Source organism: Bdellovibrio sp. HCB209 (assembly GCF_047306065.1).
Classification (GTDB): Bacteria; Bdellovibrionota; Bdellovibrionia; order Bdellovibrionales; family Bdellovibrionaceae; genus Bdellovibrio.
Genome location: NZ_CP178618.1, coordinates 1,808,149 through 1,824,170 on the forward strand (window position 1 = coordinate 1,808,149; position 16,022 = coordinate 1,824,170).

Here is a 16,022-nt window from a genome sequence, read left to right on the forward strand (position 1 = left end):
GAGGTCGCAGCTGGAATCGCCGAAAAGCTTATATATAGGGTGAATTATGCCTATATAATAGAGCCCGCTTTCCGGGCATGAAGCGGTGCGAATCCAAAATCTGCCTATTTAGTCAGCAAAAACTGCAGTTTTTGCCCGTATAAGCCGCATTCGAAAATAAATAAAAAACCTGTTGCGCGGTTTGGGGATTGAGCCTATAACTCAGCCTCACCGCCGCGATGTTTGAAAAACCAAGCATAAACAGCTCACTTAACTTATTGATTTGTATTCAATATGTTCTGTTTCGCTGGCAGCAGTGAACCCGAACGATTTTCTGAATTTTTTATTTTTGAAAAAAATTGAGAAAAAAGTTTGAACGGGTGTTGACAAGGACTTCGGTCTTCGATACAACCGTCTACCTCGTCGCTAAGTAACATTAACGATGAGAAATGATTCGCTCTTTGAAAACTGAATAGCTAGAAGAAATAGATTTTTGGGCTCTTTGAATACTTAGTAATAAGTATTCACAATTTCAAAATTAAATATATTCGAACAAACATACAAGCGAGAGCTAGTAGTTTGGTTGATACAGAATTTAAACTGGAGAGTTTGATTCTGGCTCAGAACAAACGCTGGCGGCGTGCCTAATACATGCAAGTCGAACGGGGAAAGCTTTCGGGTGAGTACTAGTGGCGCACGGGTGAGTAACGCGTGGATAATCTGCCTTAGAGTGGGGGATAACTAGTCGAAAGATTAGCTAATACCGCATAAGACCACAAGAACTGCGGTTCAAGAGGTCAAAGGTTTTTCGCTCTAAGATGAGTCCGCGTAAGATTAGCTAGTTGGTGAGGTAATGGCTCACCAAGGCGACGATCTTTAACTGGTCTGAGAGGATGATCAGTCACACTGGAACTGAGACACGGTCCAGACTCCTACGGGAGGCAGCAGTAGGGAATATTGCACAATGGAGGAAACTCTGATGCAGCGACGCCGCGTGAGTGATGAAGGCCTTCGGGTCGTAAAGCTCTGTCGCAGGGGAATAACACAATGAAGGTACCCTGCAAGAAAGGATCGGCTAACTTCGTGCCAGCAGCCGCGGTAAGACGAGGGATCCTAGCGTTGTTCGGAATTATTGGGCGTAAAGCGGGTGTAGGTGGCTATGTAAGTCAGGTGTGAAAGCCTAGGGCTCAACCCTAGAAGTGCATCTGATACTGCGTAGCTTGAGTGGTAGAGAGGATAGTAGAATTCTTGGTGTAGTGGTAAAATACGTAGATATCAAGAGGAATACCGGTGGCGAAGGCGGCTATCTGGCTACACACTGACACTCAGACCCGAAAGTGCGGGGATCAAACAGGATTAGATACCCTGGTAGTCCGCACCATAAACGATGGATACTTGTTGTTGGAGGTATTGACCCCTTCAGTGACGAAGCTAACGCGTTAAGTATCCCGCCTGGGGAGTACGGTCGCAAGATTAAAACTCAAAGAAATTGACGGGGGCCCGCACAAGCGGTGGAGCATGTGGTTTAATTCGATGCAACGCGAAGAACCTTACCTAGGCTTGACATGTACTGGAATATTGGCGGAAACGCCGTAGCTCGCAAGAGTCGGTACACAGGTGCTGCATGGCTGTCGTCAGCTCGTGTCGTGAGATGTTGGGTTAAGTCCCGCAACGAGCGCAACCCCTGCATTTAGTTGCCAGCATTCAGTTGGGCACTCTAGATGGACTGCCGGTGTTAAACCGGAGGAAGGTGGGGATGACGTCAAGTCCTCATGGCCCTTATGCCTAGGGCTACACACGTGCTACAATGGTAGTCACAAACTGAAGCGAAGTCGCGAGATGGAGCAAATCGGATAAAAGCTATCTAAGTTCAGATTGGTCTCTGCAACTCGAGACCATGAAGTTGGAATCGCTAGTAATCGCGGATCAGAATGCCGCGGTGAATACGTTCCCGGGCCTTGTACACACCGCCCGTCACACCATGAAAGTTGGTTGTACCAGAAGTCGCTGCGCTAACCGCAAGGAGGCAGGCGCCCAAGGTATGGTCGATGATTGGGGTGAAGTCGTAACAAGGTAGCCGTAGGGGAACCTGCGGCTGGATCACCTCCTTTCTAAGGATTATGGTGATCGGCATTTCAAGCTTGTCTTGAAAAAAGCAATCACAATCTTAGGTCAACTCACTCTTCCCGAGTGGGTGAGTCCCAAAAATCTTTTCTAGCTGTTTAGTTTTGAAAGAGTGAAAACTCTTATCGCATCTAACATGGGCCAGTAGCTCAGTTGGTTAGAGCACACGCTTGATAAGCGTGGGGTCGGAAGTTCGAGTCTTCCCTGGCCCACCAACTTTCAACAAATTGAGTTGGTCTGTTAGAGGTGAATAAGAGATTTTTGCGCTCGAACGATTTTTCGTTCTTTGACAATTGAATAGATTGATTTAGTTGATTTTTAGCGAGGTTAGTTCCATTTTTTAAAGCTACAAAGGGCTTACGGTGGATGCCTTGGCACTAAGAAGCGATGAAGGACGTGGTAAGCTGCGATAAGCTTCGGGGAGTGGCACACACACTTTGATCCGGAGATGTCCGAATGAGGAAACTCATCATTTTATGATATCATTCACTGAATACATAGGTGTCTGAAGCTAACGAGGGGAAGTGAAACATCTCAGTACCCTCAGGAAGAGAAATCAATTCCGAGATTACCTTAGTAGTGGCGAGCGAACGGGTAACAGCCTAAACCTTAATCATTTATTTGATTGAGGGGTCGTGGGACCGCAATGTGGGACCGGAGAGTATAGAACAACAGTCTGGAAAGTCTGGCAAGATAGGGTGATAGCCCCGTGTTCGAAATGCTCAATGGCTCTAGCGGCATCCCGAGTACCACAAAACACGTGAAATTTTGTGGGAATCTGTGAGGACCACCTCATAAGGCTAAATATTCCTTAGTGACCGATAGTGAACAAGTACCGTGAGGGAAAGGTGAAAAGAACCCCGAGAGGGGAGTGAAATAGAAACTGAAACCGTAAGCTTACAAGCAGTTAGAGCCCCTTAAGTGGGTGATAGCGTACCTTTTGCATAATGAGTCAGCGAGTTATGTTTGCAAGCGAGATTAAGCCGTTGAAGGTGTAGTCGTAGCGAAAGCGAGTCTGAATAGGGCGTTTAGTTTGCAGGCATAGACCCGAAACCCGGTGATCTAATCATGGACAGGTTGAAGCGAGGGTAACACCTCGTGGAGGACCGAACAAGTTGAGGTTGAAAACTCTTTTGATGATCTGTGATTAGGGGTGAAAGGCCAATCAAACTGGGTGATAGCTGGTTCTCCCCGAAATATATTTAGGTATAGCGTTGAGTAAAAAGTATCGTGGAGGTAGAGCACTGAATGGGCTAGGGGTCTTTACCGGATTACCAAACCCAAATAAACTCCGAATGCCACAGATATGTTCCTCAGCAGGCAGACGCAGGGTGATAAGGTCATGCGTCGAGAGGGAAAGAGCCCAGACCAACAGCTAAGGTCCCTAAATGCACGCTCAGTGGAGAACGTTGTGGAGTTACTTTGACAACTAGGAGGTTGGCTTAGAAGCAGCAATCCTTTAAAGAAAGCGTAATAGCTCACTAGTCTAGTGACTCTGCGCGGAAGATACAACGGGGCTAAGCGTGTTACCGAAGCTTTGGATTAAGATATTTTATATTTTAGTGGTAGGGGAGCGTTCTAGCGTAGGATGAAGGTTGACCGGTAGGACAGCTGGACGAACTAGAAGTGATCATGCTGACATAAGTAGCGTTGAACTCGGGTGAAAAACCCGGGCGCCGAAAACTCAAGGATTCCTGGGTAAAGATAATCTTCCCAGGGTTAGTCGAGTCCTAAGATGAGGCCAAGTGGCGTAATCGATGGCAAAACGGTTAATATTCCGTTACCTAGCAAATTGTGTTTAAGGAATGACGGTATAGGCTATCTCAGCCTCTTATTGGATTGAGGTGTAAGCGTGTAGGTGGTGTCGTAGGCAAATCCGCGGCACATAACACTGAGGCGTGAATGCGAGATTCTTTGAATCGGAAGTGAGAAAAGCCATGTATCCAAGAAAAGTTTCGTAAATTTAGATTTGTTAGCTCGTACCGTAAACCGACTCAGGTGAGTGGGGTGAATATCCTAAGGCGATGGGGTGAATTTTGGTCAAGGAACTCGGCAACTTAACACCGTAACTTCGGGAAAAGGTGTGCCCGCGAGAGTGTAAGGATTTACTCCCCAAGCTTTTTCGGGTCGCAGAGAAATGGGAGTAGCGACTGTTTATCAAAAACACAGGTATGTGCAAAGTCTCAAGACGAAGTATACATACTGACGCCTGCCCGGTGCTGGAAGGTTAAGAGGATTAGTTAGCGCAAGCGAAGCTGAGAATCGAAGCCCCAGTAAACGGCGGCCGTAACTATAACGGTCCTAAGGTAGCGAAATTCCTTGTCGGGTAAGTTCCGACCTGCACGAATGGCGTAACGACTTCTCCGGTGTCTCGACCAAATGCCTCGCGAAATTGAATTCTCGGTGAAAATGCCGAGTACCCGCAGAAAGACGGAAAGACCCCGTGAACCTTTACTGTAGCTTGGCAGTGATTTTAGAGTTGGCATGTGTAGGATAGGTGGGAGACTTTGAAGCAGGGGCGCTAGCCCTTGTGGAGTCAACCTTGAAATACCACCCTTGGCACCTTTGAAATCTAACCTGCTCCTCGTCACGAGGAGAGGGACACTGTCTGGTGGGCAGTTTGACTGGGGCGGTCGCCTCCCAAAAAGTAACGGAGGCGCGCGATGGTCCCCTCAGCCTGATTGGAAACCAGGCGTCGAGTGCATTGGCATAAGGGGGCTTGACTGCGAGACCTACAAGTCGAGCAGGTGCGAAAGCAGGCCAAAGTGATCCGGTGGTCCCGCGTGGAAGGGCCATCGCTCAACGGATAAAAGGTACTCCGGGGATAACAGGCTTATTCCATCCAAGAGTCCATATCGACGATGGAGTTTGGCACCTCGATGTCGGCTCATCACATCCTGGGGCTGGAGCAGGTCCCAAGGGTTTAGCTGTTCGCTAATTAAAGTGGTACGCGAGCTGGGTTCAGAACGTCGTGAGACAGTTTGGTCCTTATCTTCTGTGGGCGCATGAAATTTGAGTAGACCTGTCCTTAGTACGAGAGGACCGGGATGGACGAACCTCTGGTGTTCCTGTTGTTCTGCCAAGAGCAATGCAGGGTAGCTATGTTCGGAACTGATAACCGCTGAAAGCATCTAAGCGGGAAGCAGACTACAAGATTAGATTTCACTGGGGCTTCGGCCCCCTAAAGACTCCTCGGAGACTACGAGGTTGATAGGCGGAAGGTGTAAGTACAGTAATGTATTCAGCTGATCCGTACTAATAGGTCGTGAGGCTTTTTTAAAAAATATTCTTCTAACTTTAAGTTACGAAGATTTCGTCTCAGTGACTTCTCTTAAATGAGAACGAGAGACTAGCTCTCTGAATAAGTAAGAGAGTTAAAACTTGGAACTAACAACGACTCGCTAAAAATCAATTAAATCAATCATTCAGTTGTCTGAAATAGAAAGTAACTTCTCCATTTGTATTGGAAGTAAGTTGCCAAGAAGAACGACGAAGTATAAACGTACTTCATCTTTGTATTAATAAACGCTTTGCTGGTGTTTATAGCAGAGGGGCCACACCTGATCCCATTCCGAACTCAGAAGTTAAGTCCTCTTGCGGCGATGGTATTGCATGGGCGACCATGTGGGAGAGTAGCACGACGCCAGCTCTTTTTTTACTCGAACCCGGTCTGGAAACAGATCGGGTTTTTTTATGTCTTTTCATCAAACAAGTTCATATTTGTTTTGACCATAAAATAGTCTATTTTTTATATCAAAAGTAGGGTCCTGAATATCAAAATAAGTCGCTCAAATTGAGATTGCTATTTGAGTTAAGTACTTGAATTCACGAAGTTAAATAAATTTAGTCCAGACGCGAGAGCTTTTTGTCAGCCGTCATGGTATTCTAGTTATATCAAAGACAGGAATTTTCTTCCTGTTCGCTTTTTAAGTCTTTTTTCCGCTAATGGATTCAAAAAAAGATCTCCCAGAGAGTCATCTGGGGCACGGGAAACGAAAACTGAATAAACGACAAGAAAGGTTCATCTTAAAAGGTGCTTTATGCCATATGCATATCTTGCGGCGGCAATTATCTTCGAGATCTTAGGTACTATCGGTATGAAATATGCGGATGGATTCACTCGGCTGGTTCCATCCATAATCATGGTTCTCTGTTTTGCTATTTCTTTTTTCTGTATTACGTTCGCACTCAAAACTCTACCGGTCAGCATGGTTTATGCGATTTGGGCCGGTGTGGGGACTGCTATCATGGCAGTTGTGGGTCTTTTTGTTTTCAATGAACCGTTGCCACTTCAAAAAGTGGTCGCAACATCTTTGATTGTTCTTGGTGTTGTGATGTTGAATTTCTCTGGTCAGCAATCTGTTGAGCAAGTTGCTGTTGAAACAGAGGTAAAACAACAAATTAAAAATGAATCTCCTGCAGTTGTTGCACCGGCAACCGTTGAGTTGCCAGGGAGAACGACTGTTATGAATCGTAATTCTGGATAGAATAAGAAAAAGCAAAGCAGCAGAAGAAAATCCCGAAGCTAAAAACTTCGGGATTTTTTTTGGTTGCAACAAAGAGAAATCAAAAAAACAATTCTTCAATTCTTCAATTCTTCAATTCTTCAATTCTTCAATTCTTCAATTCTTCAATTCTTCAATTCTTCAATTCTTCAATTCTTCAATTCTTCAATTCTTCAATTCTTCAATGTGGATGTTTTTCGTCGTGGCTTTGTTTTTGTTCGTTGAAGAATTCATTGAGTCTGTCGAAGGGCGCTTCTGTTCTCGAGGCGTAATGTAGGAAGTTGCCGATGAGTTTTCTCAATCGGTCGGTTTGTTTTTCGTCCTTGAGTTGATCTTTTTCGTCGAACGCGGATTCTGCGAAGGCGACGCCGAAATAATCGGGATAAACGAAGGAGCCCAGCACATGCAGTGGCACCCTGCTGTGGAAATTGCCTTTAATCGCTGCAAATTGACTTATAGACGCTCCAATTAGCAGAATCTGCTTCTGTGCTAGGGGCACAGGCTTAAGGCGTGACAGCCAGTCTATGGCGTTTTTAAAAGGTCCGGGAATGCTGCCGTTGTATTCGGGTGAGGAGATGATGATGGCGTCGGCCTGGGTGATCTTTTCTGCTAATTTTTTTACTCCTTCGGGAATGCCTTTTTCTGTTTCTAAATCTCCATCGTAGATTGGCATTGGGAATTCATTAAATTCACAGAGTTCGACTTGAGCATCGGGGTATTCAGCCGCGATGGTCTTCGCTATGCGGATAAGTTTTTTGTTGAAAGAACCTTTTCTTAAAACCGGTGCAAAACAGAAGATTTTCATCTGCGATCCTTTCCTTAGATATTATCAAGCCTCAGAGTATTTTTGCCTACTGCCGAGCTTTGGATAAGAAGGCTCCGCCTTTCCTGCCAACTTACATTGCTGTCTTGGCTTGAAACATAAGATTTCCGGAGAGCAGTGCTGGAAAATGAGACATTTTCAGAGGCATTTTTATGTTTTCTTTATATCTCGGGCCGGGCTTTTTATCTTCGGTTGAGGTCCTGAGTTCTATAGTGAAGCCAGTAAGAAGGAATGATTTATGGCATTTACTGGTGTGGATCTCGTGCAAATACTGGCGGCGTTGTTGGCCGTGACTTTTCTAACCCCTCTTTTGGGGAACTACATGTTCAAAGTTTTTACCGGACAACGGAATGTAGTGATCAATATTTTTCGTCCGTTAGAAGTTGCCGTTTATAAGATCGCGGGTATTCGCGAAACAGAGGAGATGAATTGGAAGAGTTATGCAAAAACACTTCTGATTTTTAATTTCTTAGGTCTGATTTTTTTGATGCTGCTACTGATGTTACAAGGAGTGTTGCCTCTGAATCCGGAAAATATTCCGGGCGTGTCTTGGCATTTAGCTTTTAATACGGCGGTGAGTTTTGTCACCAATACGAATTGGCAAGCTTACTCGGGTGAAAATACTTTGAGCTATCTGACGCAGATGTTGGGTTTGGGTGTACAGAACTTTGTGAGTGCGGCGACGGGGCTTGCAGTTTTATTAGCAATTGCTCGTGGGATCGTAAATAAACAAAGTTCAAATCTGGGAAACTTTTGGGTGGATTTGACTCGCGGAACTGTGCATGTGTTTTTGCCTCTTTCGATCATCTTTACGGTCATTTTGATGGGGCAAGGTGTGGTTCAGAATTTTCTTCCCTACGACCATATCAAAACCGTTGAAGGTGTCGAGCAAGTCATCCCTCAGGGGCCTGCGGCTTCGCAAATCGCCATCAAACAATTGGGCTCCAATGGTGGCGGCTACTTTGGTGTGAATAGTGCACATCCTTTTGAAAATCCAACGCCACTATCAAACTTTTTGCAGACGGTAGCTTTGTTAGCCATCGCCGCTGGCTGTACTTATCTCTTTGGTTTGATGGTGGGGTCACGTCGCCAAGGCTGGGTATTATTTGGTGTGATGATGGCGCTCCTAGTGACGACCTTATCTGTTTCGATGTGGTCTGAATATGCATTCGGTTCGATGGAGGGTAAGGAAGTTCGTTTGGGTGTCGCGAACACAGTTGTTTGGTCGGTGTTTACGACGGCCGCATCCAATGGATCGGTGAATGGCATGCTCTCCAGTATGACGCCGCTTTCGGGTGGTATCGCAATGCTCAATATGATGTTGGGTGAGGTTGTGTTTGGTGGTGTCGGTGCAGGTATGTACGGTATTCTTCTCTTTGTGATTTTAACTGTCTTCCTTGCGGGGTTGATGGTTGGTAGAACTCCTGAATATCTTGGTAAAAAAATTGAAGCTCGTGAGATCACTTGGACTGTTGTGGGTGTGCTCGCTCCCTGTGCGACGATTCTGTTGGGATCGGCGCTCTCGGTGATGGTTCCTGCGGGACTTGCAGGTCTTGGGCATCAAGGTCCTCATGGTCTGAGTGAGGTGCTTTACGCATTTTCTTCGGCGGCAGGGAATAACGGATCGGCATTCGGCAGTCTTTCGGTGAACACAGTTTTTTATAACGTCATGCTGGGTGTCTCGATGTTGATTGGTCGTTTTGCGATCATCATTCCGGTGTTGATAGTAGCTGGTAGTTTGAGCGCGAAAAAAATCTCTCCTCCCTCATCAGGGACTTTTAAAACGGATTCCTTATTGTTCGGCGGATTGCTCGCAAGTGTGATTTTGATTGTGGGAGCATTGACGTTTTTCCCGGCATTGTCGTTAGGACCAATCTTGGAACATCTTTTGATGATTTCACAAGGTTAGTAGGTGGTAGTTATGAATAGCACATTTTTTAATAAAGAACTTTTCTTGGAAGCGGTAAAATCAAGCTTCTTAAAATTAGATCCTCGCGTACAGTGGGGAAATCCAGTGATGTTTGTCACTTGGGTTGGAGCTGTGATCGTTACCTTAATCACAGCGTCTTTGATCTTAAGTGGTCAGTCCTTCTCTTTTGAGCTGCAAATTGCTTTGTGGCTTTGGTTCACAGTTTTGTTTGCGAACTTCTCTGAAGCCTTGGCAGAAGGTCGCGGTAAAGCACAAGCTGAGAGTTTAAAGAAGACTCGCACGCACAGTGTGGCTCGTAAGATGGTGAATGGTAAAGAAGAGAAGGTGGCTGCGACACTTCTGCGCTCTGGAGATGTGGTTGTTTGCGAAGAAAACGATGTGATCCCTGGAGACGGTGAGGTGATTGAGGGTATCGCTACCGTTGATGAGTCTGCTATTACTGGTGAATCGGCTCCAGTCATTCGCGAAAGTGGTGGTGATCGTAGTGCGGTGACTGGCGGTACTCGTGTGATTAGCGACCGCATTTTGGTTAAAATCACCGCGGATCCGGGACAAAGCTTTTTGGATCGCATGATCTCTTTGGTTGAAGGTGCGAGCCGTCAGAAAACGCCGAATGAAATCGCTTTGAGCATTTTGTTGGTGGCGTTGACGGTCGTATTTATTTTGGCTGTCGGTACTTTGAAATTCTTTGCAGAGTTTTCTGCGACAGCTGCCAAGCAAGATATTTCAAATATCGTAACTGTTACCGTGCTGATTGCGCTCTTGGTGTGTTTGATTCCGACCACTATTGGTGGGCTATTAAGTGCAATTGGCATCAGTGGCATGGATCGTATGATTCGTAAAAATGTGATTGCAAAAAGTGGTCGCGCGGTTGAAGCCGCCGGTGATATCGATGTTTTGATGTTAGATAAAACCGGAACAATCACTCTGGGCAATCGTATGGCGAGTGAATTCATTCCAGTTCCGGGGGGTAAGGATGAGGCTTTGGCGGAGGCGGCTCAGCTTGCGTCTTTGAGTGATGAAACTCCCGAAGGTCGTTCTATTGTAGTGCTTGCGAAACATAAGTTTTCTTTGCGAGCAAAAGCGTTGGAACCTCACATGGCGGACTTTGTTCCGTTCACAGCGCAAACGCGTATGAGTGGTGTGGATCTTAAACAAGAAGGTCGAGTCATCATGCTTCGTAAAGGTGCAGGCGATGCGATTCAAAAGCATGTGGAGTCTTTGGGAGGGACTTATCCGATAGCTGCCAAAGAGATTGTTGAGCGCGTGGCCCGTCAAGGTGGCACACCCTTGGTGGTTGCTGAAGGCAGCAAGGTCCTTGGTGTTGTCTATCTGAAAGATATAGTGAAGGGCGGTATCAAAGAACGTTTTGCTGAGCTTCGAAAAATGGGTATTCGCACCGTGATGGTGACTGGTGACAATCCACTCACAGCAGCGGCGATCGCGGCCGAAGCGGGTGTCGATGATTATATGGCCCAAGCAACTCCCGAGATGAAGCTTGCGCGTATTCGTGAGGAACAAGCTCGTGGTCACTTGGTTGCGATGACGGGTGACGGAACAAACGATGCTCCGGCTCTTGCGCAGGCGGATGTCGGGGTTGCGATGAATACCGGAACGCAAGCCGCTCGTGAAGCGGGCAACATGGTGGATCTTGATTCAAATCCGACAAAGCTTATTGAAATTGTTGAAACGGGTAAGCAGCTGTTGATGACTCGCGGGGCTTTAACAACATTCAGTGTGGCCAATGACGTCGCTAAGTATTTTGCGATTATTCCCGCAATGTTTGCGACTCTCTATGCGACGCAAACGACGACGGGGCCTTTGGCGAAACTGAATATTATGGGACTTCATTCTCCACAGAGCGCTGTCTTAAGTGCAGTTATCTTTAATGCTTTGATTATTGTGCTGTTAATTCCATTGGCTTTGCGTGGTGTGGATTACAAACCTATGGGCGCCAATGTGATTCTTAGAAGAAATATTATTTACTATGGTTTAGGCGGTTTGGTTGTTCCGTTTATTGGAATCAAAGTGATCGATCTCTTGATCGTGGCTTTGGGAGTTGTGTGATGAAAAATTGGTTAATTGGTTTTCGTGTATTTATAGCTCTTACAGTCGTTACGGGTCTGGCTTATCCGCTGCTTATGACAGGAGTTGGTCAGGCAGCGTTCTCTGGCAAAGTTCGTGGCTCTCTTGTTACCAAGCATGATGTTGCTGTGGGGTCGGAGTTGTTGGCTCAGAAATTTGTGGGTAGGGGATATTTTTGGCCGCGTCCCTCGGCAGCCGATTATAATGGTGCAAGTTCGGGGGCTAGTAATATGTCTCCGACAAATGAGGTGCTCAAGAAAGCCGTGGCTGAGCGTCAGACTCAAGGTGCCGTGAGGGATGGATTGTATGCCTCTGGCAGTGGTTTAGATCCTCATATCAGTCCGGCGAATGCCTCGGCTCAAATTGAGCGTATCGTGACGGCACGTAACTTAACGCAGCAACAGAGAGAGCTAGTCAGTGCCCTGGTTCAGGAATACACTGAGGGCCGTCAGTGGGGCTTCATGGGTGAGCCTCGAGTGAATGTTTTAAAGCTAAATTTGGCTTTGGATTCTAAATTATGAATGATGACTATCGTCCCGATCCGGATCGAATTTTAGACGGAATCAAAAAGGCGGAGGAGGCAGCTTATCGCGGCCACCTTCGCATTTTTTTTGGGATGTGTCCTGGTGTGGGAAAAACCTACGCCATGCTAGAGGCGGCCCAAGAACAACATCGTCAAGGTGTGAATATCGTCGTAGGTGTTGTTGAAACTCACGGACGTAAAGAAACAGAGTCCTTATTGTTGGGGCTTGAACTTATCCCTCGTAAGAAAATTAGTTATAAAGATTCAACTCTAGAAGAAATGGATATCGATGCCATTTTGAAAAGAAAACCAGAAATCGTCCTAGTTGATGAACTGGCTCATAGCAATGCGCCCACGTCTCGCCATCAAAAAAGATATCAAGATGTTTTAGAGTTACTGGATGCTGGGATTCACGTCTACACAACGGTGAATGTTCAGCATATCGAAAGTCGTGCGGATTTGGTTCAACAGATCACAGGCGTTCGTATTTTTGAACGAGTTCCAGATTCCGTTATCGATCAAGCTCAGCAAATTGAGTTAGTGGATATCAGTGCGCAGAATCTGCGCAAACGTTTGAAAGAGGGCAAAGTCTATCAGGGTGATCGTGCCGCGAAGGCGGGCGAGAATTTTTTTAAAGAGACGCATCTATTGGCTCTCCGTGAATTGGCACTTCGTTATACTGCGGAAAAAGTAGATCAAGACCTGCAAGATCAAATGGTTGTTCAGCGAGTGAGTGGGCCATGGAATACACAAGAGCGCCTTTTGGTGGCTGTCGGTCATAGTCCCTATTCAGCGCGATTGATTCGGGCCACTCGTCGTATGGCCTACGGATTGGAAGCTCCTTGGATTGCTTTGTATGTGGATACGGGCGAGCAGCTGAATCCTGAAGATCAAGCGATGCTGAATAAGAATTTAGCTTTGGCTCGTGAACTTGGGGCTGAGGTTGTTGCGGTTCGTGAGAGCAATATTGTTGAAGCGATTCATCGAACATCCCACGAAAGAAATGTGACGCAAATTATTCTGGGTCGCCCTGTGGGACGCTGGTGGGATTTTGTATTCCGCCGTGGCTCTTTGCTGGATCAATTGGTACGTCGCTCAAGTTTGGTCGATATCCATGTTATCCGTCAGGAAGAGCAAAAAGTTACTAAGAAGTTTCGTCTCGCTCCGCCGGTTTTATATGCGCCAGGGGCTTCCTATTGGAATGCGTTTTGGTTTGTCGGTGGAGTTACCTTTATCAGTGAATTTATAAATCCCTATATCGGCTATCGTGCTGTCGGGTTTGTGTTCTTGTTGGCGATATTACTAATGGGCTTTTTAAGCACATTGGGGCCGATTTTATTTGCGGCCATTTTAAGTGTTCTGGTTTGGAATTTTCTTTTTATCCCGCCGAAGTTTACTTTTAATATCAGCGCTCCTGAAGATGTCATGATGTGTTTTGCATATCTGTTCGTGGCGTTGATGGGCGGTTTACTGACGACTAAAGTTCGTCGTCGTGATCGTGATCTTTTGCAGCGTGATCAGTACAACCGTGCCTTGCTTGAGATGGTGCAAGATATGTCCACGGCGGTTACGAAAACTGAAGTGGCATTTTCGGCCGAGCAGAAGCTTGAGACTTTGTTAAATGGAAAAATAAAGATTTTATTTTCTGATATGGACGGAAAGCTTGAGCGTCGCACTTACAATGCGGCGAAGCTTGATGAAAAAGACCTCGCCTTGGCTTTGTGGTCCTTTGAGAATCGCAAGAAAGCGGGTTGGAAAACCGACACATTGACGGAGTCTCGCTGTTTGAGTTTGCCGTTAAGAGGAAAGAATAGTTTAGAGGGCGTTATGTTGTTTTATCCTCGAGTGCAAAATCCCTTGTCATTGGATCAAGAGAGTCTGATCGAAACCGTGGCATTGCAATTGGGGGCTTCCTTAGAGAGATTAAAGCTACAAGACACGCTCCAGGATGTGAAGGTTTTAGAGGCTTCGGAAAAACTTCATCAGGCTTTGTTAAATTCAGTTTCTCATGAGTTGCGCACTCCATTGACAGCAATTATGGGGTCGGCTTCGGCTTTGCAAGATCAAAAACTCAGTGCGGAGCAACCCGTAAGGCAAGATTTGATTGATTCAGTCATCGATTCTTCGCGAAGGCTAGATCAGGTCGTTGAAAATCTATTAGATATGTCTCGACTGAATTCAGGAGTTTTAACTCCTAAAAAGGTTTGGGTGGATCTGGTCGATTTCTGTGATGTTTTGGTGCAGAAGATGAAGCCAATTGTTCGCCAGCATGATTTGGTTTTTAATTCAGCAGAGACAGAGTGTTTGTTGCAGATTGATGAGAAATTTTTCGAGCACGCTTTATCTAATCTGATTTTGAATGCGGCGAAGTATTCGGCCGCTCATTCAAGTGTTCAAGTTTCTTTGAGTCGGGAAGAGAGAGTGGTGTTCTTGATTGTTAGAGATGAGGGCGATGGTATTCCGGCAAATCAGTTGGAGAAAATATTTGAAGCTTTTCATCGTATTCCTGGCTCAGCTCCTGGTGGTGTCGGGTTGGGACTTGCGATTGTAAGGTCCTTTATCGAAGCACATAATGGAAAAGTGTATGCAAGAAATCGAGGGGATCGAAAGGGAGCTGAGTTTGTGATTGAGCTCCCATATGAAAATCCTCCGTCGGCTTTGACCTCTGAAGGGCGTTTATGAAAGATTTGCGTCGAGTTTTAGTTATTGATGATGAAGTGGCTATTCGTAAACTTTTGAGAGTGACTCTTGAAGGGAACTCTTATCATGTCTTAGAGGCCGGGGATGCAAAGCATGGAATTGCTCAAGCGGCTTCAGAGCGGCCAGACATTATTTTGTTAGATCTTGGCTTGCCCGATAAGAGTGGTTTGCAAGTTCTGCAGGAAATTCGTGAATGGTCTCAGGTTCCGATCATCGTTTTGACCGTGCAAGATTCCGACGAGGATAAAATTGCAGCGTTGGATGGTGGAGCTGATGATTACGTCACCAAACCGTTCAGCGTTCCTGAACTTCTGGTTCGTATGCGCGTGGCTTTACGTCGCTCAATGGGAACTCCGGAAAAGACAGAGTTTACCTCGGGGCCGCTATCGATTGATGTTCCAGGGCATGTTGTGAAGGTTCAAGGAACTGAGATTAAGCTTACTGCAACTGAATTCAATATCGTGAAAGTTTTGATGAAGCATAAGGGTAAGGTTGTGACTCATCGGATGCTTTTGAATGAAATATGGGGACCTAATTCGGTTGAACACACTCATTACTTGCGAGTGTATGTGGGGGCTGTCAGGAAGAAATTGAAAGTCGACGATAATACGCCAGAGATTATTTCGACAGAAGCCGGCGTAGGTTACCGGCTTCTGGATTTAGATTAATTACCTAGGATAGAGCTTTTTAGTTTGGCAACACCGTCATCGGATGGTTTGCCAAGCCAAATAGCGAAAACTTTTTCGATAAGGCCTGCGGGTCCTGCGATTTCTGAGACAGTTCCTGATGTTGTTTCATAAGAGATTTTCTCTGTTCCATCTTTCAAGCGCGCACCTAGAATTGTTAGAGCTTTGCCTTCTTTGGCTTCTCCGCCCTTGGAAACAGCATCAAGGAACTGCTTGATGGCTGCATCGTCAAGACTTACTGAGTTTGCAGCAAGTGCTTCCTTGAAAGATTTTTGTACGTTGTCGGCATCTACATCACGTAGGAAGTGCAATTGGATGGCCACGGCTTTTTGGTCCTTAACAGAGCTCAAAGCATCTGTTTTTTTGAATTTAGCAATATCGGATACATACAATTCGCCGACATAAACTTTTACATTTACAAAAACGACTTTTTTGGCGCGAAGTCCAGATCCTACTTCTGTAAGCTTTGTTTCTTGGCCGTCAATTGTTGTTGAAGCGGCTGAAGAGAGTGTTACCTTCTCCAGTTTGTTAGTGCCCGGCTCTGTCTTTAAGAGAGCAGCTTGAGCGTTGAAAGAAATGACTCCAGTTAACATAAGAATAAATAGTGTTTTCATAATAATAGGATTCGGTTTAGGGCTTGAAATGTCAATGTAGAAAAGTTTTGTTG

8 protein-coding genes, 1 tRNA gene and 3 rRNA genes are annotated in these 16,022 nt (G+C 45.8%); 10 read left to right on the forward strand and 2 right to left on the reverse strand.

The window, feature by feature from the left end; genetic code table 11:
• The first annotated feature begins 576 nt into the window (after positions 1 to 576).
• The 5 genes from ACLVWP_RS08830 to ACLVWP_RS08850 all read left to right on the forward strand — a co-directional run bounded on the left by ACLVWP_RS08830 (position 577) and on the right by ACLVWP_RS08850 (position 6,590).
• Positions 577 to 2,090: ribosomal RNA gene (locus ACLVWP_RS08830) — 16S ribosomal RNA — on the forward strand.
• Positions 2,091 to 2,241: 151 nt separating this feature from the next.
• Positions 2,242 to 2,318: transfer RNA gene (locus ACLVWP_RS08835), tRNA-Ile, on the forward strand.
• Positions 2,319 to 2,442: 124 nt separating this feature from the next.
• Positions 2,443 to 5,383: ribosomal RNA gene (locus tag ACLVWP_RS08840) — 23S ribosomal RNA — on the forward strand.
• Between the two features lie 252 nt (positions 5,384 to 5,635).
• A 5S ribosomal RNA gene (gene rrf / locus ACLVWP_RS08845) occupies positions 5,636 to 5,752 on the forward strand.
• The 16S, 23S and 5S rRNA genes sit together here with 1 tRNA gene alongside, the layout of an rRNA operon.
• A gap of 391 nt (positions 5,753 to 6,143) precedes the next feature.
• Entirely contained in the window at positions 6,144 to 6,590 is a 447-nt protein-coding gene (locus ACLVWP_RS08850; RefSeq protein ID WP_413561406.1) for a DMT family transporter, read from the forward strand.
• Between the two features lie 199 nt (positions 6,591 to 6,789).
• On the opposite strand, the gene ACLVWP_RS08855 is transcribed toward ACLVWP_RS08850, so the two are convergent.
• A complete protein-coding gene (locus ACLVWP_RS08855; protein ID WP_413561407.1) occupies positions 6,790 to 7,413 on the reverse strand; it encodes an NADPH-dependent FMN reductase in 624 nt (207 codons plus the stop codon).
• 256 nt (positions 7,414 to 7,669) lie between these two features.
• Here ACLVWP_RS08855 and kdpA point away from each other — a divergent pair, with 256 nt between their 5' ends.
• From kdpA to ACLVWP_RS08880, 5 genes are read left to right on the forward strand one after another with little or no spacing between them, the layout of a single operon-like run.
• On the forward strand, positions 7,670 to 9,340 hold the full coding sequence (gene kdpA, locus ACLVWP_RS08860; protein ID WP_413561409.1) for a potassium-transporting ATPase subunit KdpA: 1,671 nt from the start codon (positions 7,670 to 7,672) through the stop codon (positions 9,338 to 9,340).
• Positions 9,341 to 9,352: 12 nt separating this feature from the next.
• Positions 9,353 to 11,428 (forward strand): potassium-transporting ATPase subunit KdpB, encoded by a 2,076-nt coding sequence (kdpB, locus tag ACLVWP_RS08865; RefSeq protein WP_413561411.1) that lies wholly within the window; start codon positions 9,353 to 9,355, stop codon positions 11,426 to 11,428.
• A complete protein-coding gene (gene kdpC / locus ACLVWP_RS08870; RefSeq protein WP_413561412.1) occupies positions 11,428 to 11,967 on the forward strand; it encodes a potassium-transporting ATPase subunit KdpC in 540 nt (179 codons plus the stop codon). Before kdpB ends, kdpC begins: the two co-directional genes overlap by 1 nt.
• Positions 11,964 to 14,651 carry an ATP-binding protein gene (locus ACLVWP_RS08875; protein ID WP_413561414.1) on the forward strand — a complete coding sequence of 896 codons (2,688 nt, stop codon included), beginning with the start codon at positions 11,964 to 11,966 and terminating at the stop codon, positions 14,649 to 14,651. The genes kdpC and ACLVWP_RS08875 overlap by 4 nt, the downstream gene beginning before the upstream one ends.
• Positions 14,648 to 15,337, forward strand: coding sequence for a response regulator (locus tag ACLVWP_RS08880; protein ID WP_413561415.1), 690 nt, complete (start codon positions 14,648 to 14,650; stop codon positions 15,335 to 15,337). The genes ACLVWP_RS08875 and ACLVWP_RS08880 overlap by 4 nt, the downstream gene beginning before the upstream one ends.
• Here ACLVWP_RS08880 and ACLVWP_RS08885 read toward each other — a convergent pair.
• A complete protein-coding gene (locus tag ACLVWP_RS08885; RefSeq protein ID WP_413561416.1) occupies positions 15,334 to 15,969 on the reverse strand; it encodes a chalcone isomerase family protein in 636 nt (211 codons plus the stop codon). The two genes, ACLVWP_RS08880 and ACLVWP_RS08885, sit on opposite strands and share 4 nt — an antisense overlap.
• Positions 15,970 to 16,022 lie beyond the last annotated feature (53 nt).

What these genes read in the sequence shown, in the direction of transcription:
- ACLVWP_RS08850 (WP_413561406.1), top strand. Translation starts at nt 6,144, where the DNA reads ATGCCATATGCATATCTTGCGGCGGCAATTATCTTCGAGATCTTAGGT.
- ACLVWP_RS08880 (WP_413561415.1), top strand. Translation starts at nt 14,648, where the DNA reads ATGAAAGATTTGCGTCGAGTTTTAGTTATTGATGATGAAGTGGCTATT.
- kdpB (WP_413561411.1), top strand. Translation starts at nt 9,353, where the DNA reads ATGAATAGCACATTTTTTAATAAAGAACTTTTCTTGGAAGCGGTAAAA.
- kdpC (WP_413561412.1), top strand. Translation starts at nt 11,428, where the DNA reads ATGAAAAATTGGTTAATTGGTTTTCGTGTATTTATAGCTCTTACAGTC.
- ACLVWP_RS08855 (WP_413561407.1), bottom strand. Translation starts at nt 7,413, where the DNA reads ATGAAAATCTTCTGTTTTGCACCGGTTTTAAGAAAAGGTTCTTTCAAC.
- kdpA (WP_413561409.1), top strand. Translation starts at nt 7,670, where the DNA reads ATGGCATTTACTGGTGTGGATCTCGTGCAAATACTGGCGGCGTTGTTG.
- ACLVWP_RS08885 (WP_413561416.1), bottom strand. Translation starts at nt 15,969, where the DNA reads ATGAAAACACTATTTATTCTTATGTTAACTGGAGTCATTTCTTTCAAC.
- ACLVWP_RS08875 (WP_413561414.1), top strand. Translation starts at nt 11,964, where the DNA reads ATGAATGATGACTATCGTCCCGATCCGGATCGAATTTTAGACGGAATC.